The sequence below is a fragment of the Streptomyces sp. NPDC029164 genome, from assembly GCF_055563995.1.
The window spans coordinates 268,975-291,724 of the sequence record NZ_JBVHWW010000002.1; the positions used below are offsets into that span (position 1 = coordinate 268,975).

Below are 22,750 nucleotides of genomic sequence, written 5' to 3' on the forward strand. Positions count from 1 at the left end.
GGCCCATCCGGGGGACCGGGGTCAGGGCTCAGGCTGGGCAATGGCGCGGGCCGCCGCGACCTCCTGGTGGACGGGGGCCAGGACGCTCGACGTCCCGCCCGGGGGCTCCGCCTCGACGCGTTCCGGAATGGTGCTGCTGCGGACCCGCTCGGCCAGTTCGCGCAGCCGGGAGGCGATCTCCTCCACCTCGCCCGGGTCGGGCGGCGCCGCCCCGTGGTTGACCCGGACCCGCGCGGCGGTGGTCGCGTCCACGATCCGCTCGACGGCGACGACCAGCGGCCACCAGGCGGCGGCCCGCGCCCCCGTCGGCGGCGGCTCGGTCAGCGCCCGCTGGAACTCGCTGCGCACGCCCGACAGGTCGCGGTAGATGCGCCGCCGGGCCTGGAGGCGGGCGGTGCGCGCCGCCGCGTGCGCGGCCTCGTCCGGGAGCGGGGCGAAGGCCCGTTCCACGTAGCGGGCGGCGTCGTCCACGGTGTCGGCGAGCCGGTCCCCGATCCGGGTGTGCCAGCTCTCGGGCCACAGCAGGTATCCCGCGAGCAGGGTGATGGCGCAGCCGATCAGGCTGTCCAGCAGCCGGGGGCGGATCAGGTCGAAGCCCTGGTGGTTGAGGAGGTCGGAGAGCAGCAGGATCACCGGGGTGATCGCGGCGGTCTGGAAGGCGTACCCCTTGACGGAGAAGGCGGGGATCAGCGCGGCGAGCACCATGATCACCGGTACGTCCCACCAGCCGCGCGGCACCTCGGCGAGCACGGCGGCCGCGATGACGAGCCCGCCCGCGGTGCCGACCGCGCGCAGCACGGCCCGGGAGAACACCGAGCCGAAGTCGGGCTTGAGGACGAAGGTGACGGTCAGCGCGACCCAGTAGGAGCGCTCGACCTCGATCACCGAGACGAGTGACTGCGCGAGCCCGATGCACAGCGCGAGCCGCAGCCCGTACCGCCAGGAGGCCTCGGAGAACATCATGTCGCGCACCGCCCGCCGGGCCCGCACGCGCAGGGCGGCGGGCCGGCCGAGGCGGTCGTCCACGTTGTGCAGGTCCGGTGCGGCGAGGTAGACGATCTTCGCGGCATGGCGCAGGGCCGCGTCGACGGCCCGTTCGGCCGGGGTGTGCGCGGCGGGCAGTTCCAGTACCGGGGTTCCGGTGCGGCCCTCCTCGATGGCGTCGGCCAGGTCCCGTACGGCCGCCGGGATCTCGGGCGGCAGCGGCCTGCCGCGCAGGTGTGCGGCGGGCGCGGCCTCCACCAGCGGGATCACCACGTTGAGCTGGGCCAGCATCCGCACGAGCGAGGGGCTGCGCCCGTGCACCCGGGCCCGGCGGCCGAGCACGAGGTCGTAGGCGTGGTTGATGGCCTGGGTGACTTGCTGGCGGCGTTCGTCGTAGAGGGTGCCGGGGCCGCCGGCGGCCTCCAGGGCGGTGGCCAGCGCCCGGTAGGTGTCGGCCACGGCGGTGCGCTCCGGCTGCCGGCCGCGCAGCGGCCAGCCCAGCAGGGTCAGCGCGAGCACGAACAGTCCGCCGGCGCCCAGCAGCAGCGGGGCCGTCCACCAGGGTTCGGGGAGCGGGAGTCCGGCGCCGATGACGGCGTTGAGCAGGAGCAGCAGACCGGACACGGAGGCGACCGTGCCGATGGAGGAGATCATCCCGGAGACCAGGGCGATCAGGGTGAGGGCGCCGACGGCCAGCCAGCCGTGTCCGTAGACCAGGGTGCCCAGGGCCACGCCGACGGCGCCGAAGAGCTGCGGGACGGCGATGTTCAGGACCCGCATCCGGTAGGCGTCGGCGGTGTCGCCGATGACTCCGGCGAGGGCGCCCATGGAGGCGAGCGCCCCGTATTCGGGCTCGTCCAGGGCGAAGCCGACGGCGAGCGGGGTGGCCAGGGCGACGGCGGCGCGCGCCACGGCGGCCCAGGGGATCGGGGCGGAACTGGGCTTCAGCCCGTTGAGCAGCCAGTCGGGCGGAGCGAGCGGATGGTGCCGGGCTCGCCGCGACGCTATGTGTTCGGTGCGTTCGGTGCTCATCCCGCTTCCGTGCCGCCGCTCGCGAATCGGTTCTTCTGGGTTCTTCTGCGTCGTTCTGCGCGTGTTGGTACCTTCCGAGCTTATGGGGTGCGGCGCAGTCGGCCCGTCACCCATGCGGCCAGTGCGGCGGTGAGCCCGATCACCAGCACCACCCAGGCGGTGGTGCGCAGGAACGAGGTGAGGGCGTCGTACACGGCTCCGGCGGCGGGCCGGTCGATGTCGGCGGGCAGGTCGTCCAGGGTGAGCCGGCGGCACACCTCCACCGTGAGCCACAGCAGCCCCGCCCCGACCGCGAGCCCGAGTCCGGTGGCCATGACGGCGCGCCTGCGGTGGACGGCGACCGCGATGGCGGCCGCGGCCAGGACCAGGGTCAGCACGGGCAGCCAGACGCCGGCGATCTGCAGCATGTGGAAACCCTCCCGGAGGGCGGCGAGGTTGTCGTACTCCATGACCTTCACGGACAGGTGCGTCACGGGGATGCGGTCGGCGAAGGGCACGCCGCCCTCGACGAGTTCGCCCTTGACCTGCGCTATGACGGGCGCGAGGTCGATGGTGAGGGCGTCGCCGTGGCCGGTGGTGAGCGCGTCGAGGAAGGCGGCGTGGGCGGCGCGGTTGGCCGCGTCCCAGGCCGTCTGGTAGGCGGGGGTGCCGGCGAAGGAATGCAGGGCCTCGCCCAGCAGCGCGTCCACCCCCATCTGGAAGGGGCCCGCGTCGATCTGCCCGGCGAGGGCGCGGGTGACCTGGGTGACGACGACTTCCTGGACGGCGGGGTTCGCGGCGAGGGGGGACATGGCGGCGGTGTAGCGGTCGGCGTTGCCGAGCTCGTCGTCCGCCCAGTACGCGACGGCGCTCGCGGGCACCAGGAGGGCCACGAGCGCGATCAGTACCGCCGACAGGATGGTGCGCACCTCACCAGGGAAAGCGGGCGCGGGCCGGGACGCGAGCGGTGTTGCTGCGGTTGGGGGGTGGGCCGTCCCGCGGCGCCGCGCCCTTGCCTTCAGTGATCTGGATATCTAATATCCAGGATATGAAGATGGGCGAGGGCGTCGAGTGGGCGCTGCACAGCTGCGTCAACCTGGCCTGGAGCGGCCCGGACCGGTCCGTCTCGGCGGCCCGGCTGGCCGCGTGGCACGACCTGCCCGCCGCCTACCTCAACAAGCAGCTGCAGGCGCTGGCCCGGGCGGGCATCGTCACCTCCTCCCCCGGCCCCCGGGGCGGCTTCAAGCTGGCCCGCCCGCTCGCCGCCATCTCGCTCATGGACGTGGTCGCCGCCGTCGAGGGGCCCGACGAGGCCTTCCGGTGCGCGGAGATCCGGCAGCAGGGTCCCGGCGCCGGCGCCCCGGCGGCCGATGCCGCCGACTGCGCCATCGCGCACGCCATGACCCGGGCCGAACTGGCCTGGCGCAGGGAGCTGGCCGCCCAGAACCTCGACGAGATCCGGCAGCAGGCCGAACGGCAGGCCCCCGGGGCCCCGGCCCGGCTCCGCGCCTGGCTCGCCACGCAGTAGCGAGACCGCACCGCGCCCACCGCACCGCACGTTCGGAAACGGAAACGGAAAACGAAAACGGAAACAGGGAGCTCGGCATGACGCGCAGCATCATCAACCCGGCAGGACTCCACACCCCGACCGACTACGGCTACAGCCACATCGTCTCCGCCTCCGGCGAGCAGGTTTTCATAGCCGGCCAGTACGGCTCCGACGAGAGCGGCCACGTCGTCTCAGAGGACTTCGCCGACCAGGTCGAGCGGGCCCTCGCCAACCTCCGGACCGCCCTTGAGGCCGTCGGCCTGGGCCCCGCCGACGTCGTCCGCATCGGCACCTACATCGTCGGCCACGACCAGTCGAGGCTGGAGGTCCTCCTCAAGCAGCTGCACGCCACCTGGGGCACCGAGCTGCCCGCCCAGACCCTGATCGGGGTGGCCTCACTGGCCCTGCCCGGCATGCTCTTCGAGATCGACGCCGTGGCGGTGCGCACGCACTGACCGTTGATCCACTTGCCGGCCCGGTGTGGCGGGTGTGCCCTGGATGATGGGAGAGAGGAGCCCGTCATGGCACATGCGGCACCCACCGCCCGCAGGCGGCAGCCCGGGCAGTCGGCGGACATGGCCCACCTGAGCAAGAGCGCCTACGTGCGACCCCTGCTCGCCGGACTCGTGTACGGCGTATGGGCCGCCTTCATCCAGCGCCAGATGGGTCCGGTCGACGCGGGCAACGTCTTCTACGGGATCCTGTGCGGCGTACTGTTCGCCGGGATCATGTTCGCCCTGGCCCGGATCGGCCCCCGCCTCAGGCGCGAGGTCCACGCCGCCTCGTACGGCGTCTTCCTCGGCATCGCCGCGGGCTATCTGCACAGCCTCACCAACTGCTCCGTGCTCCGCGCCACCGTGACGGGCCTCTTCGTCGGCCTCGGCGTAGGCCTGGCGGCGTTCTACCGCTACTACCAGCGCGAGAACTGACGGGCGTGGACCCGAGATACGGAGCAGCGCCTGGACCGAGGCGCCCGCAGGACCACACGGTCCTGCGGGCGCCTCGGGTCGCCCCTACGCGGCCGAGTCGGCGGTGGCCGTCTGCTGCGGTTCACTCTCGGACTCGGCGGCCATGGCCTCGGCCTTCGGTGGCTCGGTCGGCTCGGCCTTGCGGACCGGCGGGGTGAATCGCGTGACCTCGGCGCGGAGCATGGCGTTCAGTGCGGCGTACGGGTCGATGGGCATGGCGGAACCTCACGGTGCTCAGGGGGTGTGGGGGCTGCGCGGTGACCGGGGGTGTCCCGGGGATGTCCTGCCGCAAGGGCGGACACCTTCTCGGCCGGCTCAGCAGCGCAGAACCACACTCCGCACCGTCCGCAGGGACAGGGCCGGTTCGGCCGTCTCCGCGGCCGGCCCGCACGGCGGCGCGTCCGGTTGTTTCACGTGAAACACCGAGAGGGTCGCCCGCCGTACGCCGGGCAGCCCGCGCGCGGTGGTCCGTACGGCCGCCCGTGCCTCGGGGTCGGCGGCCGGATCGGACTGGCCCTCGCCCGGTTCGCCGGGCTCGGAGGGCGCCGTGGAGGCGGGCCGGGACTCGGCGGCCGCGGCGCCGGCCGGGCCGGCGCCGAACACGCACAGCAGCACGACACAGGCCGCGGTCAGGGCCCGGGTCAGTGCCAAACGTGTGCATTGACTCCCGCTCATGCGAGGGGTGTGCCCCGCCACGCCGGACGACTCCCCGGCCGGTCCCAAGAAGCCCCCGACCGGGGGACGAAGACACCCCTCACGGCTGACAAACGGCCGTGGGGGGCGGGCGGGTTGGGGGCGCGGGCCGCGCCGGACCGAGGAGTTACAGGGTCAGGTCAGTGGGTGCGGCGCTGCCCGGTCAGCCGGGCCAGTACGGCGGTCTCGCCGCCGAGCAGCCGCAGTTGGGGACGCCCGGCCGGATCCTCCCGGGCCACGGCTCCGCCGGGAGAGACCCGTACGACGGTGAACACGGCCGTACGGCTGTCCGCGCGCGGGATCTCGATGGTCCGGCCGCGCCGCAGCTCGCCCAGGCGCAGCCCCTCCGCGGTGACCACGGCCGTCCCGGCCGCCCCGGGCGCGGGACCGTCGGTGTCCCAGACGGCCTCGTCGTGGTCGCCGGTGAGGGACACGTCGACGCCCAGGCTGGGGATGCGCAACCGCAGCGGCCGCGCGGTCCGCAGGGGTCCCGTGACCGTCCGCAGCGGTCCGGCGGCGGTCCTCGGCGACCGCTCCCCCCGGCCGGGGGTGTGCTGCCCGGATTGCCCGGACTGCCCGGACTGTTCCAGCTCCCGCACGAGCCGGCGGTGCCCGGACAGTCCCAGCGCCCGCGAGGGCAGTGCGTCGTCGGTGGTCACGGCGGCGGGCTTGGCGCCCTCGGTCCGTTGCAACACCACGATGCCGGTGGACAGCAGAGCCACCGTCAGCGAGGCGACGACCCACTGGGCGCGGGGCATGGGAATCCCTCCTGTCCGGCACGTGCGGCCGGGTCATGTGAGCAGTGGACACCTCCTGTGCCCGTCGGCACCGGGTGAAACGCGGTGGACTGACAGACCGTCACGGGCGTGTCGACCCGGGGCGCCTGCGTTTCCGCAGCTCGCACCGCATGCCCGCGCCCCTTCCCGCGCCCGTGGGTGATGCGCCCGAAAGGGTGATGCCGAAGGTGGCGCCGGGGTCTCACATGACGACGGCGGCCGTGCCCGCGCCCATCGCCACGGCGGCGAGGTGCACAGCCGGGTGGCCGTAGTCGCCGTACCAGAGGTGGCGGGCCAGGCCGCCGAGGGCGGCCAGAGCGGCGATGACGCCGATCTGGCCGAACAGCGTGACGGCGCAGCAGGGGGCCAGGAGCAGCAGGAACGAGTTGAGCCAGAACGGGGCGGCGCCCGTCCAGCCTCGCCATTCCCTGATCGCCGTCGGCATGTGCTACCGGCCCCCCTCATCGTCAACTTGTCGGCTGCACAGCCTCCTTGGGGGCAGAGGCGGGCGCAAGGGCCCGTTCGGCTAGATAGCCGAAGGCCAGGCCGAAAGTCGTCCACAGGGTGGTCTGGATGGCCAGGGACGCGAGGCGGAAGTCCCAGATCAACGCGGCCGGGAAGCCCGCCGGGACCTCGTTGATGCCGGGCAGGAGGGCGTACGAGACGCCGATGGCGAGGACGAGGAACGCACCGGCGGCGATCGACGCGTTCCAGTTGCCGAGCTTGGGCGCGAGCCGCCGGCCGAGGATCAGCGCGCCCGCCGCCAGCAGCGCGCTCAGGGCGATCATCAGCAGGTAGAGCGCGGTTCGCCGCCCGGCGGTCTCCGGGTCGCCGACGGCGGGGGGATTGGCGGGGTACTTGAGGAACGGCACCAGGGTGACGGTGACGAACAGGGCCGCGGTGACCAGCGCGGCCGTGGCCCGCGGGCCGAAGCGGCCGATGCGGCCCAGCGCGTAGCAGTAGACGAGCGCGGCGATGCCGCCGAGCGCGACTCCGTACAGCAGGACGCCGGTGCCGAGGCCGGCCGTGGCCTGGAGGGCCCGGCTGACCGGTGCCTCCTCGCCGTGGTCGTGTCCGGCCGGGGCGGCCTCCTCGATGGCGATCGCCGCGTCCACCTTGGATTCACCGAGGAGGTACGCGACGAGGAAGGCGACGGCGCCGGCCAGCAGACCGGCGAGCATGCCCCGGACGAGCAGCGTGCGGGGGGAAACGTTCATGGTTCGGTTCCCTTGCGGAGACGGAGGTCAGTGGCAGGGGAATCAGTGGCAGGGGAACCCGAGGAGGTGGCGTCCGTCGTGGAACCACTCGTGGATCGTCTCTCCTTGGAAGACCGCGGTGGCGCCCTGCTCGGCGCCGACGAAGTAGAGCAGGACCAGCATCAGGGCCCCGGCGAACACGGCCCAGGGGGCCAGTGCGGAGAGCGAGATGGGGGCAAGGGCGGGGGCGTTCGTCGTGGGCACGGCGGAGTGGGCCATGGCAGAACCTCCAGGGGGAAACACGCGTCCCGGTCAGTGGTGCTCTCGACGACGGTGACGGGTCTGACTCGCCTCCCCCTCCGGGAGGTTTCACAGTGGCGCGACCGTGCCGGATTCTCACCGGTGCTTCCGTCGGACCGTCGTCATTCAGTTGTGTCGTCCGGACCGTACCGCGCCTACGCTCCCCTTATGAAGACCCCGTTGATACGTGTCCGTCTTTCGAGGCTCCCACTGGACACGGACGCCCGCCAGGGCCGCTTCGGTCACGCGCGGCCCTGCCCCGGGTACGAGGGGCTGCGGGGCCTGGACGCGGGGGAGTGGGCGGGGCGCACCCTGGACGAGGTGGCGGCCGCGGAACCGGGGGCCCTGCACGCCTGGATGACGGACCCCGGGTACGCGCCCCCGGGCGGGGAGTCCGTGGACGGGCTGATCGCGCGCGTCGGGGCGGAGCTGGCCGGGCTGGCCCCGGGCACCCACCGGATGGCGGTCGAGCAGGCCGTCGTACGGGCGGCCGTGGTGTACGCCCTGGAGCTGCCGGCGCCGGTCTTCTGGCGGCTGGACGTACGGCCGGAGTCGGTGACCACCCTCACCGGCCGGGCGGGACGCTGGAACCTCCTCGTGGGCCGGCCGGAGGACGCCGATCAGGGGCCGCCGCAGCAGTTCGGCCCGGACCCCGCGACGCGGTCCGGGCCGAGCACGCCGTCCTGACCGGCGTTACGCGACGATCCAGTCGGACGTCGCGATCACCGGCTGCACGCCGTCGCGGTGCACGGTGCCCTCGATGAGGCCGTACATCCGGTCCGCCGCGAAGTAGACCTCGTTGTCGTTCTTGAGGCCGAAGGGCTCCAGGTCGACGAGGAAGTGGTGCTTGTTGGGGAGGTTCAGCCGCACCTCGTTGACCCTGGGGCAGTTGTCGAGCACGCGCTCGGCCATCTGGTTCAGGGTCTGCTGCAGCGAGTACGAGTACGTCTCCGCGAAGGCTTCCAGCATGTTCTTGCGGACCTTCTTGTACGACTGGTCCCAGTCGTACGAGGCGTCGTCGGCGGCCAGCGCCGAGTGCGCCCAGCGCGCGGTGACCTTGGTCGCCAGGATGCGGTCGTACGCCTCCTGGAGGGTCGTGTACTTGTCCTTGATGTAGCCGTGGAACTCGGAGTTGGTCGAGTTCATCACCGTCAGGTCCTTCAGACCGGAGATGACCTGCAGGCCCGTGGTCTCGCTGTAGGTGATCTGCGCGGTGCGCACCTCCTGGCCCTTGCGGACGAAGGAGTGCTGCTCCTTGCGCGTCGGGACCGGAATGCGGTCCCACACGTACTCCTCGATGCGGATCTGCGCCTCGCGGATCGGCTGCTGCGAGGAGACGAAGTGCTTGGCGAGCAGGATGCCGAAGGCCTCGGGGGAGTCGATGCCGTGCTCCTTGCCGAAGGCGTACACCGTGTTCTTGGTGGTGTCGGTCGGCAGGCAGTTGGCGTTGTTGCCGGTGAGGTGGACGTCGCGGAACTCGCCGCGGAGCGCGACCGAGACGTTGAGGTCGCGGATCTCGTGCCAGGAACCTCCCCCAGACTCCGTCTGGGAGGTGCCCCCACGGCCCTTGCGGGTGACCTTGACGATGCGGTTCTCGGCCTTGCCGTACTGGTTCTGTGCCAGGACGTGCTTGCTCATGGCTGTCTTCCTTCGGGTACACGGAGTCCGGCTGACGTGCTGACTGGATCCCGTACGCCCGGCGTCCAGCGGAAGGCCCGCTCCCCGCCGTTCGGTCACGGAGGACCGCCCCGGGACTGACGTGCATCCCGGTCCGTAGGTGCTCTGTTCGGATTTCAGCACGTTCACGTGGTGTTCGTAATGGCGCGGAACATCCAAGACAGGCACCCACGGGTTGGGCGACCGTATGTTTCGCCAGGTCAGACCGTGTGCGCGTCGGCCACCGAGAGGGCTTGGTCGAGGATCTCCAGCCCCTTGGCCACGTCCTGCGCCGAGATGTTGCAGGCCGGTGCGACGTGGATGCGGTTGCCGGCGACGAGCGGCCAGAGCCCGCCCTTCTTGCAGGCGGCGGCGAACTCGGCCATCGGAGCGTTGTCCGCCCCGGCGGCGTTGTACGGGACCAGCGGCTCGCGCGTCTCCCGGTTCCGTACGAGCTCCAGGGCCCAGAAGGTGCCGAGGCCGCGGACCTCGCCGACCGACGGGTGCCGCTCGGCCAGCGCGCGCAGGCCGGGGCCGAGCAGCTCCGCACCGGTGCGGGCGGACCGCTCGACGATGTCCTCCTCCTCCATGACGTTGATCGTCGCGACGGCGGCGGCGCAGGCCAGCACGTGCCCGGAGTAGGTCAGCCCGCCCGGGTAGGGCCGTCGGGCGAAGGTCTCGGCGATGGCGGCCGAGATCGCGACGCCGCCGAGCGGTACGTAGCCGCTGGTCACGCCCTTGGCGAAGCAGATCAGGTCGGGGCGCACGTCCCAGTGCTCGGAGGCGAACCACCGGCCGGTGCGCCCGAAGCCGACCATGATCTCGTCGAGGACGAAGACGATGCCGAAGCGGTCGCAGAGCTCGCGCACGCCGGCCAGGTAGCCGTCGGGGTGCACGAGGACGCCCGGGGCGCCGCCGACGGTCTCCAGGATGATCGCGGCGATGGACTGCGGGCCCTCGAAGACGATGGTGTCCTCCAGGTGACGCAGGGCCCGCTCGCACTCCTCGGCCTCCGTGGCCGCGTAGAAGGGCGAGCGGTAGGCGAAGGGCCCCCAGAAGTGCACGACGCCGGCGGTCGCGGAGTCGTTGCCGAAGCGGCGGGCGTCTCCGGTCAGGTTGATCGCGGTGGAGGTGGCGCCGTGGTAGGAGCGGTACGCGGACAGGACCTTGGGCCGGCCGGTGTGCAGCCGGGCCATGCGGACGGCGTTCTCCACGGCCTCGGCCCCGGCGTTGGTGAAGAAGATCTTGTCGAGGTCGCCCGGGGTGCGCTCGGCGATCAGCCGGGCCGCCTCGGAACGCACGTCGACGGCGAAGCCGGGCGCGACGGTGCACAGCTTGGCCGCCTGCTCCTGGATGGCCGCGGTGACCTTGGGGTGCTGGTAGCCGATGTTGGTGTAGACGAGGGCGCTGGAGAAGTCGAGGTAGCGGTTGCCCTGGTAGTCCCAGAAGTACGACCCCTCGGCGCCGGCGACGGCGAGCGGGTCGATGAGCTCCTGCGCCGACCAGGAGTGGAAGACATGCTTCCGGTCAGCGTCTTTCACGGTGGCGAGGGCGTCGGCTTCTGCGTTCATGAAACGAGCGTAGTTGTCCGGGATGTGGACACGCGGGGGTCGCCCACGGTGTCCACTGCGTGGCGCTCGGCAAGCCCCAGGCCTGCGGCCCGCTCGTTGTGGCGGGGTCGGATGTGTGTGTCGGGGTGATCCCCGCAGGGCGTCGAACGCAAGGTGCCCCGGCCCTCCGGCTCCTCGTCACGTCCGGCGTCCGCGGAGACGCCCCGGCGCGCGCCCGACCCCGGCGCGGCCGGCCCACCACCCGCCCCCGCCCGAGCGGCGCGGCCAACCGGCGCCCGGCCAGGTCAGGACAGGGCTTCGGCGTACAGGCGGAACAGCCGCGGGCCGTCGGCCGGAGCGGCGGCGGCGAGCCGGTCCCAGGCCGTGGCGGCCGCCGCGCGGGCCGTCGCCCCCGCCCACGGCCGCGGCAGCAGCTCCGGCGGGAGCAGCGGATCCGGAACCATCGCGGCGGAGAAGGCCGCGGCCAGCGCGACGGCGTGCGCCAGCCCCGCCACCGCCCCGTCCGCGGGCCCGGCCCCGTCCGCAGGTCGCACGGCGACGGCCCGCGTCGACCCTGGCGCCGCGTCCCCGGCCGCCGCGTCCCCGGCCGCCCCGCCCCCGGTGGCCAGGGCGTGCAGGGCCTCGTAGCGGGCGGCGATCTCCGGCAGGGGCCACAGGCGGACCGCCAGGGTCCGCGGATCCGCGGCGGCGCCCACCGCCAGATCGCGCGTGCTCAGGCAGCTCAGCGCCTCGGCCAGACCCAGCTCCGCCGCCCGGGCCCGCACGTACGGGCCGATGGCGTTGGGCGTGACGTACAGGCCGCCCTGCACGGGCGTCGCCCCCAGGCCCGTCAGCGCGTCCCGCAGGGCGTCCCGTGCGGCCCGCGCGGATTCCGGTACGGCGAACGCGAAGACGTGCCAGACGCCGTCCCACGGCTCCAGCCCCCGGTCCTGCCGGTACGCGTGGCGGACGAACTCCACCTCCGGTACGAGCGGCAGCCCCGGCCCGGCCGCCCCCACCAGGCGCAGCACGGCCCGCCGGCCGCGCCCCTCCACCGTGAACCGGCCCTCGGCCACCAGCCGTTTCACGCACAGCCGCACCTGCTGGTCGGTCATCCCGAGCAGCCCTGCGACCTCGTACAGCTCGCCGCCCGCGACCGTCCCGTCCTCCCGGACCAGCGCGTGCACGACCATCCGCGTCGGGATCCCGCCGGCCGCATCCGTACCGCTCACCGCGTCACCGCCTTGTGCATCGTCGTCACGCCCCCGAATCCGAGCACGTCGCGCAGCCAGGGCGTGCGCTGCACCCGTACCGCCCGGAAACCGTGCCGTTCGTACAGGGCCCGCGCCCGCGGGTTCTCCGCGACCACGTCCAGCCGGATCCGCCGGCACCCCTGCTCCACGGTGATCGCCTCGACCTCCCGCAGCAGCAGGCCGCCGATGCCCCGGCTCCGCTCGGCCCGGTCCACGGCGATGCCGTCCATGACCAGCTCGCCGCGGGCCGGGGTGCGCTCCAGCAGGGCCAGCAGGAAGACCCGCCACAGGCCCCGTACGGGCCCGTACGCCGCTCTGACCGCGGCCGCGTCGCCGCCGACCAGGCCGCGCCCGGCCAGCTGGTAGCCCGCCACGCCGACCACCCGGCCGTCCTCGTCCGACCGGGCCGTCACGGCCCGGTCCCGGTGCAGGTGCTTCGCGATGAGCCGCCGCCCGGCCTCCGCCGGGCCGAGGGCGGCGCCCAGCTTCCCGCCGAAGGCCTCCCAGTACAGCTCGGCCACCCGCTCCTCGGCGCCCTCGGGCACCCCGCGCAGCAATGTCGTCATACGCACGAGTCTAATACGTTCATCCACGCTACGATCGTTTCGGAGTTGATAGTTTCACGAAGCCGTGGATCGACGGATCGACGGGTCGACGGATCGACGGATCGACGAATTCGAGAAGGAGCCCCATGTCCCGCACGCTCCGCACCGCCCTGCTGCTCCTCCTGGCCACCGCCCTGCTCGCGGGGGGCCTCGCCGGCCTCGTCCTCTGGCAGCACGACTACGGCCTCCACGAGGAGCGCGTCACCGTTCCCGCCGCCGGCCACGACCTGCCCGGCGTGCTCGCCACCCCCGTCGGCAGGGGGCCCGGCCCCTTCCCGCTCGTCGTCCTCGTGCACGGCGACGGCGAGGTCGACGCCACCCACGACGGTTTCTACCGCCCCTACTGGGAGGCCTTCGCCAAGGCCGGATACGCCTCCCTCTCCCTCGACAAGCCCGCCGACTGGCTCGGCCAGAGCATGGACGACCGGGCCCGCGAGACCACCGACGCGCTCACCTGGGCGGCCCGTACCCGGCCCGAGATCGACGCCGGACGCATCGGCCTGTGGGGCGCCAGCCAGGCCGGGTGGGTCATGCCCAAGGTGGTCGCGCGGGCCCCGGCGCCCGGGGTGCGCTTCGTCATCGCCGTCGGCACCGCCGTGAACTGGGAGCGCCAGGGCGAGTACAACCTGCGGGCCGAGCTCCGCGCCGCCGGGGCCGACGCCGGGCGCACGGCGGCCGCCCTGCGCACCCGGGAGGACAACCTGGCGCTGCTGCGGCGCGGAGCCACGTACGTGGAGTACCGCGCGAGCCCGGGCGCCGACCGGGAACTCACGGCGGAGCGCTGGTCGTTCATCAGCCGCAACCACACCGCGGACGCGACCGCCGACCTGCGGGCGATGCGGGCCGCGGGAGCCGTCCCCGTGCTGCTGATCTCCGGCGCCGACGACCTGAACGTGGACGGTGCCGAGACCGAGGCCGTGTACCGGAGCCTGCTCGCGCCCGGCACGCTCACGGTCCGCCGCTATCCGGGGGCGGCCCACTCCCTGCTCCGGACCCCGGTCGAGCGCTCCTCCTGGCGGCTGACCCTGACGGCCGTGTTCGCCCCGCGCGCCCTCTTCCCGCCCGGCCTCCTCGCCGACCAGCAGCGCTTCCTCCAGGAGCTGCCGCGGAGCTGAAAGGGTCGTCCTCCAGGAACGCCATCCGCAGCTCCGAGAGCCGGGTCACCGGCGCAGGACCCGCGCGGCGGTGTCGGGGTACCGGGCCAGGGCCCGTACCGCCAGGGCCCCGGCATCGAGAACCGCATGCCGACATTGTGCGACTTGCCCTGCCGATATTGCCATTTCGTTATCGGCGATTGCCGGATAGGCCCGAAATGGCGGCAGTTGGTGATGATCTACTGGATGTCGCTTCGGCCTGGCGCGACCAATCAGGGTGGGGCGCAGGCGCTTTAGCGACACTTTAGTCCGCGCGGCTCCGGCAGTGCAATCGGGGATCGCGGAATCAGTATCTGGGGGAGAACATGTCTTTCGTTTCCAAGAAATCCGCCATGCGCGTGACCGTCGCCGCGGTCGCCATGGCGTCCTTCGCCCTGACGGCCCCGCAGGCCTCCGCGGTGGAGGCCGTACCGGCCGCCGGCGGCGTGCAGATCTCCGCCGCGGCGGACGCCACCACGCGCGCCGTCGTCAAGGCCCAGCCGGCGGCGGCGGCCGCGACGGCCAACCTGTGCGGCGCCGGCTACGAGCTGACCTTCGCCGAGCAGCTTCCCGACTCCCGCCGTTTCGGGACCCTCTTCACCTACCGCAAGGAGGGTGTGGGTTCCTGTGCCGTCTTCGACAACAACCTCGGCACGGCGAAGTACATGAAGCTGAAGATCTGCGAGACCTCGAAGCCGCGCCCCGCGGGCACGCCGCGTCCGTGCCAGACGGACGAGGGGAACTTCAGCCAGTACGCCGGTCCGGTGCGCGTGAATGACGTGTGCGGAGAGGTCACCGCGATCATGAAGAGCAACAACATCGCGATCATCGACCGCGTGCGCCTCGTTCCGCCCTGCAAGTAACCGATTCACGGAAGACGGCCCCCGCGGCGGAAATGCGGGGGCCGTCTGCCGTTGCGCCGGAACGTCCCGTCGCGGGGGCTACTTGTCGGAGTAGCTGAAATCCCCGACGGTCCACGCGCTGACGTCCTTCACCGCGATCCGGTACATCCCGCCCGTCTCGGGGATGCCCAGGGTGCCCTGGAGAATGCGCGCCACGTGGAAGTGCAGGTGCGAGGGCGGCGCCGCGGCCTGTCTGTCACCGCGGCCGGCCGAACTGAAGATCTCGGCGAACGGGCCCAGTTGGTCGGAGTCCCGCAGGACCTCGGCCACCCGCTGACGCCAGACGCTCTCGGGGGCGAGCCGGCCCGTGATGACGGCACCGTGGACCACGACGGTCAGGGACATCTGATTGGTCTGCTCCGACTCGACCATGGCGGCGAGATCGAGGAGCAGGTCGTCAGGGATCGACATGGACAGCGACTCTAGCAAGCGCGGTCAGGCATCGGCCGGGCTTCCGAGCAGCGCCGAGGCCTCCTGGAGCGGGGTGAGCGCGGGCGCCGGCACGGGTACCGAAAGGTCGCGGCAGGTGAAACCGAGACGGGTCAGCGCCCGGGTCACCTCGGCCGCCGTGAAGTCGCGCCGGTCCTGCCGGGTGATGACCTCACCGACCTGCTTGACGGGGTAGGTGCGGCGGCTGATGATCACCGACGCTCCCGTGACGGGCTCGGCCTTGACGCCCTTCATCTTCTCCTCCACCTCGCTCTTCTCGAGGTCGAAGGGGTACCGGGCGATGACGAAGCGCATGATGCCTCACAGACGTGGCGGAGCGGGCGGGACGGGGCGGTACAGGGCGGTGCGGGGGCGTTGCGGGGCGCCGGTCAGGCGGCCATGCCCAGGGAGCGGCGGCGCTCCTGGGCGGGGCGGCTGCGCCGGCCGCGGGAGGAACGCGCGCTGCGCCCGGACCGCTCCGGCTGCGGCGCGGTGATGGTGACCGGGATGCCGGACGGGGCCTGGGCGCCGGTGATCCGGCTCAGCGCCTCCTCGCCCGAACGGACCTGGGTGGTCTGCGGGACGATGCCCGCGGCCGCCATCAGCCGGGTCATCTCGCGGCGCTGGTTCGGGGTGACCAGGGTGACGACGCTGCCGGACTCGCCGGCGCGCGCGGTGCGGCCGCCCCGGTGCAGGTAGTCCTTGGGGTCGGTCGGCGGGTCCACGTTCACGACGAGGTCGAGGTTGTCGACGTGGATCCCGCGCGCCGCGACGTTGGTCGCCACGAGCACCGTCACGTGGCCGGTCTTGAACTGGGCCAGGGTCCGGGTGCGCTGGGGCTGGGACTTCCCGCCGTGCAGCGCCGCCGCCCGTACGCCGCTGTTCAGCAGGTGGGTGGTGAGCTGGTCGACGGCGTGCTTGGTGTCCAGGAACATGATCACCCGGCCTTCGCGCGCCGCGATCTCGGTGGTGGTCGCGTGCTTGTCGGTGCCGTGCACGTGCAGCACGTGGTGCTCCATCGTGGTGACGGCGCCGGCCGACGGGTCGACGGAGTGCACGACGGGGTCGGTCAGGTAGCGGCGCACCAGCCGGTCGACGTTGCGGTCGAGGGTGGCGGAGAAGAGCATCCGCTGGCCCTCGGGGCGCACCTGGTCGAGCAGGGCGGTGACCTGCGGCATGAAGCCCATGTCGGCCATCTGGTCGGCTTCGTCCAGGACGGTGATCGCGACCTGGTTCAGCCGGCAGTCGCCACGGTCGATGAGGTCCTTGAGCCGTCCGGGCGTCGCGACGACGACCTCGGCGCCGCCGCGCAGCGCGCTCGCCTGCCGCCCGATGGGCATGCCGCCCACGACGGTGGCCGTACGCAGCTTCATGGCGCGGGCGTAGGGGGCGAGGGCGTCCGTGACCTGCTGCGCGAGCTCGCGGGTGGGGACGAGGACCAGGGCGAGCGGCTGCCGGGCCTCGGCGCGCTGTCCGGCCGTACGGGCCAGCAGCGCGAGGCCGAAGGCGAGGGTCTTGCCGGAGCCGGTGCGCCCGCGGCCCAGTACGTCGCGGCCCGCGAGGGAGTTCGGCAGGGTCGCGGCCTGGATCGGGAACGGCATGGTGACGCCCTCGGAGCCGAGCGCGCTCAGCAGCTGCTCGGGCATGTCGAGGTCGGCGAAGGACTCGGCGGCGGGGAGCGCCGGGGTGATCGTCTCGGGGAGGGCGAATTCGCCCTGGAGGGCGGCGGGGCGGCGGCCGCCGCCGTAGCCGCCGGACCGGCCGGAGCCGCCGTAACCGGAGCCGCCGGAGCGGCTGGGGGCGGAGGAGCCGAAGCGGCTGCCGCCGCGGCCGGAGCCGCCTGAGCCGCCGAAGCCCGCGGAGCCGCCCTTGCGGGGGGCGCGGGAGGTGCGGTCGTTCGTGCGAGTGGTGCGGTTCATGCAGAACCTTCCTCGATGCGGCGCGTATCGAGGAATTCCCGGGCAGGGGGATTCGCGAGAACGAGCCGGAGTAAAGCCGGGACGGGGCCGTGCCGTGCCGTCAGGGGCGGGCCGGTCCGTCGTGGAGAGTGTGCCGCGCTGCGCGTCGGAGAGCCGGGGTGCGGCGGACGGTGTGCGGGCGGGGGCGGGACGGTGCGTCGTGGGAGACACTGCCGCCCGGCCGGACGTTGAGGCGGGCCGGCGCCGAGCGCCGTCACCCGCCGCTCGCGCGGGCCGTCGGGAACCGACAGGGTGCGCGAGCGGGGAAAAAGCAACGCGCCGAGGCCCGCACCCCAAGGTGCGGGCCTCAGCTGCGTGTACGCGTCAGCGTCAGGCGGGAACGATGTTCTCGGCCTGCGGGCCCTTCTGGCCCTGCGTGACGTCGAAGGTAACCTTCTGGCCTTCCTGAAGCTCACGGAAGCCAGAAGAGGCGATGTTCGAGTAGTGAGCGAAGACGTCAGCGCCGCCGCCCTCCTGCTCGATGAAGCCGAAGCCCTTTTCCGCGTTGAACCACTTCACGGTGCCAGATGCCATATGAATTCTCCTTTGGGGCAGTGCCCGGGACCGCACTGTGCGAGCCCGGCGTCGCCGCGATGATTGCCCCGACCGGAATGTGCAAATCTCACTGCATGCGCCGGAAATAAAAAGTGCACCCACCGAAAAATCAGGTGAGAGCACTTGTAAGTTTTTGGGAACCACAACTGCAACTGACTTCACAGTAGCACGGGAGGCGGCTTCGGGGGCGTAGATTTTTCCCCGTAGCAGGTCTGGCGTAATTCCGCACCTGCGGGAACAAAAATCCACGCGTGAAAATCATATAAACGCGTGTCCCGCTTGGTCGTAGCCGTGCGCGGTGTGACGCAGGTCATGCGGAATGTCCGGCCCGCCGGCGCACTCTTCCCTCCCGAGACGCCGTCGAGGAGGAGGAAGCCGTGAGCATCCCGTGGACCGGACCCGGTGAACGGTGACGGCGGCCGAGCCGGCCGCGCTCGTCCGCGCCGCCCAGCGCGGGGACCGGATGGCCGTCCAGGAGCTGCTGGACCTGCTGACCCCGTACGTCGGGCGGCTGTGCGGCCCCATCGCGCTGCAGGACGGGCCGGACGCCACGCAGGAGGCGCTGATCGTGATCTTCCGCAACATCGGCCAACTCCGTGAGCCGCAGGCCCTGTTCGGCTGGGCCCGGGTGATCGCCGTACGGGAGGCCGTCCGCATCGCCCGGGCGGCGGCCCGAGTGGTCCCGGACCCGCTGGAGGACGTGCCCGCGCGCGACGATCCGCAGCTCGCCGCCGACGTGCGCGACGTACTGGAGCGGCTGACCCCGGCGCACCGCGCCGTCCTGGTCCTGCGGGACCTGGAGGGGCTGGACGAGCACTCCGTGAGCGCGCTCCTCGGCGTGCCCGAACCCACCGTGCGGACCCGGCTCTTCCGGGCCCGTCGCAATTTCCGGAAGGCGTGGGGACGTTGAAGGACTCCTGGCCGGTCGCCGAACTCGACGCCGTCCGCAGGCTGCGCGTCCTCGCGCGCAGCACACCCGGCGCCGGCTTCGCGGAGCAGCTGATCGACGCTCCCCTCGACCAGGTCTGGGCGCTCGCCTCCGACCTGGAGAACCAGCTGCCCGTCTTGATCACCGACATCCGCTCCTTCACGGTGACCTCGGCGGCCGGCGAGCGCCTGGAGGCCCGGGCCCGCAGCCCGCTGGGCCTGCGGACCCGCTTCGACGTCGTGCTGCGGCCGGGCTGGTGCCTGATGCAGAGCCGGTTCGTGCTGGGCGGGATGGCCGCGGTGGCGGAGGGGGACGGCACCCGGTTCGCCTTCTTCGGCGCCCTGCGCCTGCCGGGCACCGGGCCGGCCGAGCGCGCGCTGCACCCGCTGATGTCCGCGCTGGGCGCGAGGGCGCTGCGGCGGTTCACGGACCAGCTGGCCCGGCCGGGCGGCGGCGGGTGACCCGTACGGCGCGGGGCCGCGCCGTCCGCCGTCCTACGCCCCGATGCGGACCAGCGCGAGCGTGATGTTGTCGGGGCCGCCGGCGTCGATGGCGGCCCGCCACAGCTCGAAGGCGGCCCTGCCGTCGTCGTGCACCCGCAGCAGCTCCTCGATCTCCTCGTCGGGCACGGGGTCGGTCAGTCCGTCGCTGCACACCAGGTAGCGGTCGCCCTCGGTCAGCTCGAAGGCCGCGATGTGGGGCTCGATCGTGTGGTAGCCGCGGCTGCCGCCGAGGGTCTGGGTCACGGCCGACGTGGTGCGGTGTCCGGGGGCCGGTGGCGGGCTGTCGTCGACGCTGACCTGGCGCAGGCCGTCCGGCGCCGCGCGGAACACCTTGCTGTCGCCGACGTTGAACACCATCAGCGACTCCGGCAGGACGAGGGCCCCGGCGATCGTGGTGCCCATGGCGACCAGGTCCGGCCGGCCGTCGGTGGCCGAGTGCACGGCGTGGTTGCAGCGGCGCAATGCGTCACCGAGGGAGTCCTCGCCGTCCAGTTCGGCGCCGAGCGAGGCGAGGTGCCGTACGACCAGTTCGCTGGCCACCTCACCGGCCGGCTGCCCGCCGAGCCCGTCGGCGACGGCCACGACGAGCGGTCTGCCGAAGGGGAAGAGCAGGGTCTGGGGGTTCTGCGTCACGGTCCCGCACAGGGTCCACGGGCCGACGACGAGGCTGTCCTCGTTGCTTTCGCGCACCAGCCCGACATGACTCAGGGCGGTCACAGCTATGTAGGGCACGTCGATGACCCGCCTCTCGGCAACGGCAACGGCAGACGCGTACCTCACCCATTGTCGCGCCGTCCCGGCATGCGGGGCGCGGTCTGCCGGAGCACCCTGGTCGTGGAGCCGCCTGTTCGCCGACCGGCCGCCCGGCCAGGAAGGACTGGACATGTTCGCGAGGCTGAGCACCTACCAGGGATCACCGGTCCCCCCGGGGGGAGACCTGACCGCCAGTTCGGAGGCGGCCGTCAGGCAGGTCAAGGACGCTCCCGGATTCCGGGGCGTCTACTACCTCGTCGACCGGGCCACGGGGGAGGCCAAGTCGCTGACCCTGTGGGAGGACGAGCGGGCCATGGACGACAGCGAGGAGCAGGCCGCCCGCATCCGCGAGGAGACGGCGCAGCGGGAGGGGCAGCGGATCGTGTCCGTCGAACACTTCGAGGTGGGCTTCAGCCACCTCCAGCCGTAGCGCGGACCGGCTGAGAGGGCCGGCTACGGGGACCAGCTTCCAGAGCACCAGGTACGAGGAGCGATGGCCATGGGCAAGCTCTCGATCGACCAGTTGCGCGAACGGGTCCGCGGGGCGGTCGTCACGCCCGGCGACGCGGCCTACGACGAGGCCCGCAAGGTCAACAACGCCATGATCGACCGGAGGCCGGCCGCCGTCGTGCGCTGCGCCAACGCGGGCGACGTCATGGCCACCGTCGATTTCGCCCGCGAGAACGGGCTCGATCTGGCGGTGCGCGGCGGCGGGCACAGCGTGCCCGGCTTCGGCACCTGCGACGACGGCGTGGTCGCCGACCTGTCGGGGATGCGCGGGGTCCGCGTGGACGCGGCGCGCCGGACGGCGCGCGCCGAGGGCGGCGCGACCTGGGGCGACTTCAACGCGGCGACGCACGCCTTCGGGCTGGCCACCACCGGCGGGATCATCTCGACCACCGGGATCGGCGGGCTCACCCTTGGCGGCGGCATCGGCTACCTGTGCCGCGGAATGGGCCTGAGCTGCGACAACCTGATCTCGGCCGATGTGGTGACCGCGGACGGCCGGCTGCTCGTGGCGAGCGAGGAGGAGAACGCCGACCTCTTCTGGGCGCTGCGCGGCGGCAGCGGCAACTTCGGCGCGGTGACCTCCTTCGAGTACCGGCTCGGCCCCGTCAAGGACATCTACGGCGGGCCGATGCTGTTCGAGCTGGAGGACGCCGCCACCGTGCTGCGCTCCTTCGCGGACCACATCGCCGACGCCCCGGAGGAGCTGGGCGGGTTCCCGGCCTTCCAGATCGCCCCGCCGCTGCCCTTCATCCCGGAGGACCGGCACGGTGAGCCGTTCGCGCTGATCGTGGCCTGCTGGGCCGGGCCGATCGACGAGGGGCCGCGGGCCCTGGAGGCCTTCCACGACTTCGCGCCGGTGGTCGCCGAGCACGTGGGGCCCATGCCGTATCCGGCGCTCAACAGCGCCTTCGACGCCCTCGTACCGCCCGGACTCCAGCACTACTGGAAGGCCAACTTCGTCACCGAGCTCACCGACGAGGCGATCGCGGCGCACCTGGAGCACGCCCCGCGCCTGCCCGCCGTGAACTCGACGGTCCACATCTACCCGGTCAACGGCGCCTGCCACCGCGTCGCCCCGGACGCGACGGCCTACGCCTACCGCGACGCCTCGTTCGCCACCGTCATCGCCGGCATGTGGCCGGACCCCGCCGACAACGAGGCCAACACCGCCTGGGTGCGGGACTACTACGCGGCCACGGCCCCGCACTCCGAGGAGGGCGGCTACATCAACTTCATGGCCGATGACGACCAGGGCCGCATCCGGGCCAACTACAAGGGGAACTACGACCGGCTGGCCGAGGTGAAGCGGACCTACGACCCGGGGAACCTGTTCCACCTGAACCAGAACATCAAGCCGTAGCGGGGGCGCGGCCGTCCGGAGTCATGCGGATGCGGAATGTCACGGGATCTGCATATTTTGTCAGGTGTACCGGAAGATCCTGTACCTCCGGTTTGTCTGACTGAGGAAGGCCCCCATGAAGCGTTTCCCGGTGATCGGTCTGCTCTGCGTCAGCGTGGCGTTCGGTCTCTCCGCCTGTTCGGACGACAGTTCGCCCGAGGAGGAGGCCACCCAGGCGGCGGCCGACCTCTGCACCGATCTGACCGCGTTGAAGGCCGACAACGCCAAGCTGAAGGCCCTGAACCCCGCCACCGCGACCAAGGACCAGGTCAAGGAGGCCTACGACGCCGTCCAGGACGACTGGAACGGGGTCAAGGAGAACCTGAGCAAGATGAAGGAGGCGGAGAAGGCCGCGGTGCAGTCGGCCGCCGAGGACCTCAAGAAGAGCTACGAGGACCTGCCGGGCGACACGACGGGCAAGGACGCGCGCACCCAGCTCGAGCCGCAGATCCAGAAGCTGGACGAGGCTACGACGGCGGCCGCCAAGGGTCTCCGGTGCTGACGGGGTGGTGACGCGGCGGGACCCCGGCCGGCTCCCCGGCCGGGGTCCCGCTCCGTACGTTCACGCGTCGACGTCGTCGTCCGGATCGGCGGGTCCCGCCCCGCGCCGGCGCATCCCGACCTTGACCGCGCCGAAGAGCGCCTTCGCGATCACGCCCACCAGGAGCAGGTCGGCGAGCATCTGCGCGGTGGTCAGTACGCGGGCGGTCTGGGTGACGGGGGCGATGTCCCCGAAGCCCACGGTCGCGAACACCGTGACCGTGAAGTAGAGCGCGTCCGTTCGGTTCAGCGTCTCCGAGAACGATGCCCCGTTCTCTTCGGCGAGCAGGAAGTACGTCACGGAGAAGAGCACCAGGAACAGCGGTACGGCGGTCGCCAGCACCTCCAGGGCGCGCAGCCGCGGGTGCTGAGCGTGGGTGACGGCGGCGACCTGCCAGGCCACCAGGAGGCCGAAGAGGCCCAGGCCCAGTACGAGCGTCACGACGGTGCGCACGCCGAACACGCCGTCCAGGGGCGCCAGGTAGTACAGCGCCGTGATCAGGACGATCGAGGCCGCTGAGCGGAGCAGGCAGCCCCACAGGACGCGCCGGCGCTCCCGGGGTGTTGCGGTGGTGGTGCCGTCCATGGACCACTCCTCG

The 22,750-nt window shown here is 72.5% G+C and carries 29 protein-coding genes; 11 read left to right on the forward strand and 18 right to left on the reverse strand.

The features are described from left to right. Positions 1 to 21: 21 nt before the first annotated feature. Positions 22 to 2,016, reverse strand: coding sequence for an FUSC family protein (locus ACZ4VT_RS03770; RefSeq protein WP_467946269.1), 1,995 nt, complete (start codon positions 2,014 to 2,016; stop codon positions 22 to 24). Between the two features lie 80 nt (positions 2,017 to 2,096). Continuing rightward, positions 2,097 to 2,924 carry a hypothetical protein gene (locus ACZ4VT_RS03775; protein WP_467946271.1) on the reverse strand — a complete coding sequence of 276 codons (828 nt, stop codon included), beginning with the start codon at positions 2,922 to 2,924 and terminating at the stop codon, positions 2,097 to 2,099. 125 nt (positions 2,925 to 3,049) lie between these two features. On the opposite strand from ACZ4VT_RS03775, the gene ACZ4VT_RS03780 reads away from it, so the two are divergent. From ACZ4VT_RS03780 to ACZ4VT_RS03790, 3 genes are all read left to right on the forward strand, one after another. Continuing rightward, the gene (locus tag ACZ4VT_RS03780) at positions 3,050 to 3,523 is read left to right on the forward strand and encodes an RrF2 family transcriptional regulator (RefSeq protein WP_467946430.1); all 474 of its coding nucleotides are present in this window, start codon (positions 3,050 to 3,052) and stop codon (positions 3,521 to 3,523) included. A gap of 77 nt (positions 3,524 to 3,600) precedes the next feature. Then, positions 3,601 to 3,999, forward strand: a complete 399-nt coding sequence (locus ACZ4VT_RS03785; protein WP_467946272.1) for a RidA family protein — start codon at positions 3,601 to 3,603, stop codon at positions 3,997 to 3,999. Positions 4,000 to 4,065: 66 nt separating this feature from the next. Then, positions 4,066 to 4,473: a hypothetical protein gene (locus ACZ4VT_RS03790; RefSeq protein WP_467946274.1), complete on the forward strand. Its 408-nt coding sequence runs from the start codon at positions 4,066 to 4,068 to the stop codon at positions 4,471 to 4,473. A gap of 84 nt (positions 4,474 to 4,557) precedes the next feature. On the opposite strand, the gene ACZ4VT_RS03795 is transcribed toward ACZ4VT_RS03790, so the two are convergent. The 6 genes from ACZ4VT_RS03795 to ACZ4VT_RS03820 all read right to left on the reverse strand — a co-directional run bounded on the left by ACZ4VT_RS03795 (position 4,558) and on the right by ACZ4VT_RS03820 (position 7,456). Beyond that, positions 4,558 to 4,728, reverse strand: a complete 171-nt coding sequence (locus tag ACZ4VT_RS03795; protein ID WP_467946276.1) for a hypothetical protein — start codon at positions 4,726 to 4,728, stop codon at positions 4,558 to 4,560. Between the two features lie 99 nt (positions 4,729 to 4,827). After that, a complete protein-coding gene (locus ACZ4VT_RS03800) occupies positions 4,828 to 5,163 on the reverse strand; it encodes a hypothetical protein (RefSeq protein WP_467946278.1) in 336 nt (111 codons plus the stop codon). A 182-nt stretch (positions 5,164 to 5,345) separates the two neighbouring features. Beyond that, complete coding sequence (locus ACZ4VT_RS03805) at positions 5,346 to 5,963, reverse strand: class F sortase (RefSeq protein WP_467946280.1); 618 nt, start codon at positions 5,961 to 5,963, stop codon at positions 5,346 to 5,348. Positions 5,964 to 6,183: 220 nt separating this feature from the next. Beyond that, positions 6,184 to 6,426, reverse strand: a complete 243-nt coding sequence (locus ACZ4VT_RS03810) for a hypothetical protein (protein ID WP_362798970.1) — start codon at positions 6,424 to 6,426, stop codon at positions 6,184 to 6,186. A 22-nt stretch (positions 6,427 to 6,448) separates the two neighbouring features. Further along, positions 6,449 to 7,198 (reverse strand): CbtA family protein, encoded by a 750-nt coding sequence (locus ACZ4VT_RS03815; RefSeq protein ID WP_467946282.1) that lies wholly within the window; start codon positions 7,196 to 7,198, stop codon positions 6,449 to 6,451. 42 nt (positions 7,199 to 7,240) lie between these two features. Continuing rightward, the gene (locus tag ACZ4VT_RS03820; protein ID WP_467946284.1) at positions 7,241 to 7,456 is read right to left on the reverse strand and encodes a CbtB domain-containing protein; all 216 of its coding nucleotides are present in this window, start codon (positions 7,454 to 7,456) and stop codon (positions 7,241 to 7,243) included. Between the two features lie 189 nt (positions 7,457 to 7,645). On the opposite strand from ACZ4VT_RS03820, the gene ACZ4VT_RS03825 reads away from it, so the two are divergent. Further along, positions 7,646 to 8,164, forward strand: coding sequence for a histidine phosphatase family protein (locus ACZ4VT_RS03825; RefSeq protein ID WP_467946286.1), 519 nt, complete (start codon positions 7,646 to 7,648; stop codon positions 8,162 to 8,164). Positions 8,165 to 8,170: 6 nt separating this feature from the next. Here ACZ4VT_RS03825 and pucL read toward each other — a convergent pair whose 3' ends face one another. From pucL to ACZ4VT_RS03845, 4 genes are all read right to left on the reverse strand, one after another. Then, a complete protein-coding gene (gene pucL, locus ACZ4VT_RS03830) occupies positions 8,171 to 9,115 on the reverse strand; it encodes a factor-independent urate hydroxylase (RefSeq protein WP_467946288.1) in 945 nt (314 codons plus the stop codon). Positions 9,116 to 9,354: 239 nt separating this feature from the next. Further along, complete coding sequence (locus ACZ4VT_RS03835; protein ID WP_467946290.1) at positions 9,355 to 10,704, reverse strand: aminotransferase class III-fold pyridoxal phosphate-dependent enzyme; 1,350 nt, start codon at positions 10,702 to 10,704, stop codon at positions 9,355 to 9,357. Positions 10,705 to 10,988: 284 nt separating this feature from the next. Further along, complete coding sequence (locus ACZ4VT_RS03840; RefSeq protein ID WP_467946292.1) at positions 10,989 to 11,915, reverse strand: PaaX family transcriptional regulator C-terminal domain-containing protein; 927 nt, start codon at positions 11,913 to 11,915, stop codon at positions 10,989 to 10,991. Further along, positions 11,912 to 12,502 (reverse strand): GNAT family N-acetyltransferase, encoded by a 591-nt coding sequence (locus ACZ4VT_RS03845; RefSeq protein WP_467946294.1) that lies wholly within the window; start codon positions 12,500 to 12,502, stop codon positions 11,912 to 11,914. Before ACZ4VT_RS03845 ends, ACZ4VT_RS03840 begins: the two co-directional genes overlap by 4 nt. A 125-nt stretch (positions 12,503 to 12,627) precedes the next feature. Here ACZ4VT_RS03845 and ACZ4VT_RS03850 point away from each other — a divergent pair, with 125 nt between their 5' ends. Continuing rightward, on the forward strand, positions 12,628 to 13,656 hold the full coding sequence (locus tag ACZ4VT_RS03850; RefSeq protein ID WP_467946296.1) for an alpha/beta hydrolase family protein: 1,029 nt from the start codon (positions 12,628 to 12,630) through the stop codon (positions 13,654 to 13,656). A 371-nt stretch (positions 13,657 to 14,027) separates the two neighbouring features. Then, positions 14,028 to 14,537 (forward strand): hypothetical protein, encoded by a 510-nt coding sequence (locus tag ACZ4VT_RS03855; RefSeq protein ID WP_467946298.1) that lies wholly within the window; start codon positions 14,028 to 14,030, stop codon positions 14,535 to 14,537. Between the two features lie 78 nt (positions 14,538 to 14,615). Here ACZ4VT_RS03855 and ACZ4VT_RS03860 read toward each other — a convergent pair whose 3' ends face one another. From ACZ4VT_RS03860 to ACZ4VT_RS03875, 4 genes are all read right to left on the reverse strand, one after another. Next, positions 14,616 to 14,987 carry a hypothetical protein gene (locus ACZ4VT_RS03860; RefSeq protein WP_467946300.1) on the reverse strand — a complete coding sequence of 124 codons (372 nt, stop codon included), beginning with the start codon at positions 14,985 to 14,987 and terminating at the stop codon, positions 14,616 to 14,618. A 24-nt stretch (positions 14,988 to 15,011) separates the two neighbouring features. Continuing rightward, positions 15,012 to 15,320 (reverse strand): SCO5918 family protein, encoded by a 309-nt coding sequence (locus ACZ4VT_RS03865; RefSeq protein ID WP_319723949.1) that lies wholly within the window; start codon positions 15,318 to 15,320, stop codon positions 15,012 to 15,014. 74 nt (positions 15,321 to 15,394) lie between these two features. Continuing rightward, the gene (locus tag ACZ4VT_RS03870; RefSeq protein ID WP_467946302.1) at positions 15,395 to 16,924 is read right to left on the reverse strand and encodes a DEAD/DEAH box helicase; all 1,530 of its coding nucleotides are present in this window, start codon (positions 16,922 to 16,924) and stop codon (positions 15,395 to 15,397) included. Between the two features lie 369 nt (positions 16,925 to 17,293). Further along, on the reverse strand, positions 17,294 to 17,497 hold the full coding sequence (locus ACZ4VT_RS03875) for a cold-shock protein (RefSeq protein WP_030011983.1): 204 nt from the start codon (positions 17,495 to 17,497) through the stop codon (positions 17,294 to 17,296). 430 nt (positions 17,498 to 17,927) lie between these two features. On the opposite strand from ACZ4VT_RS03875, the gene ACZ4VT_RS03880 reads away from it, so the two are divergent. Both ACZ4VT_RS03880 and ACZ4VT_RS03885 read left to right on the forward strand, forming a co-directional pair. Beyond that, complete coding sequence (locus tag ACZ4VT_RS03880; RefSeq protein WP_467946303.1) at positions 17,928 to 18,428, forward strand: RNA polymerase sigma factor; 501 nt, start codon at positions 17,928 to 17,930, stop codon at positions 18,426 to 18,428. Next, entirely contained in the window at positions 18,425 to 18,907 is a 483-nt protein-coding gene (locus ACZ4VT_RS03885; protein ID WP_467946305.1) for a hypothetical protein, read from the forward strand. The genes ACZ4VT_RS03880 and ACZ4VT_RS03885 overlap by 4 nt, the downstream gene beginning before the upstream one ends. A gap of 33 nt (positions 18,908 to 18,940) precedes the next feature. On the opposite strand, the gene ACZ4VT_RS03890 is transcribed toward ACZ4VT_RS03885, so the two are convergent. Then, the gene (locus ACZ4VT_RS03890; RefSeq protein WP_467946307.1) at positions 18,941 to 19,681 is read right to left on the reverse strand and encodes a PP2C family protein-serine/threonine phosphatase; all 741 of its coding nucleotides are present in this window, start codon (positions 19,679 to 19,681) and stop codon (positions 18,941 to 18,943) included. A 151-nt stretch (positions 19,682 to 19,832) separates the two neighbouring features. Here ACZ4VT_RS03890 and ACZ4VT_RS03895 point away from each other — a divergent pair, with 151 nt between their 5' ends. The 3 genes from ACZ4VT_RS03895 to ACZ4VT_RS03905 all read left to right on the forward strand — a co-directional run bounded on the left by ACZ4VT_RS03895 (position 19,833) and on the right by ACZ4VT_RS03905 (position 22,113). Continuing rightward, positions 19,833 to 20,132 carry a hypothetical protein gene (locus ACZ4VT_RS03895; RefSeq protein ID WP_351292154.1) on the forward strand — a complete coding sequence of 100 codons (300 nt, stop codon included), beginning with the start codon at positions 19,833 to 19,835 and terminating at the stop codon, positions 20,130 to 20,132. Between the two features lie 69 nt (positions 20,133 to 20,201). Next, on the forward strand, positions 20,202 to 21,572 hold the full coding sequence (locus tag ACZ4VT_RS03900; RefSeq protein WP_467946310.1) for an FAD-binding oxidoreductase: 1,371 nt from the start codon (positions 20,202 to 20,204) through the stop codon (positions 21,570 to 21,572). Between the two features lie 115 nt (positions 21,573 to 21,687). Continuing rightward, positions 21,688 to 22,113, forward strand: coding sequence for a hypothetical protein (locus ACZ4VT_RS03905; protein ID WP_467946312.1), 426 nt, complete (start codon positions 21,688 to 21,690; stop codon positions 22,111 to 22,113). A 60-nt stretch (positions 22,114 to 22,173) separates the two neighbouring features. Here the strand turns inward: ACZ4VT_RS03905 and ACZ4VT_RS03910 are convergent, their stop codons facing one another. Beyond that, positions 22,174 to 22,737, reverse strand: coding sequence for a potassium channel family protein (locus ACZ4VT_RS03910; protein WP_467946314.1), 564 nt, complete (start codon positions 22,735 to 22,737; stop codon positions 22,174 to 22,176). Between the last annotated feature and the right edge of the window lie 13 nt (positions 22,738 to 22,750).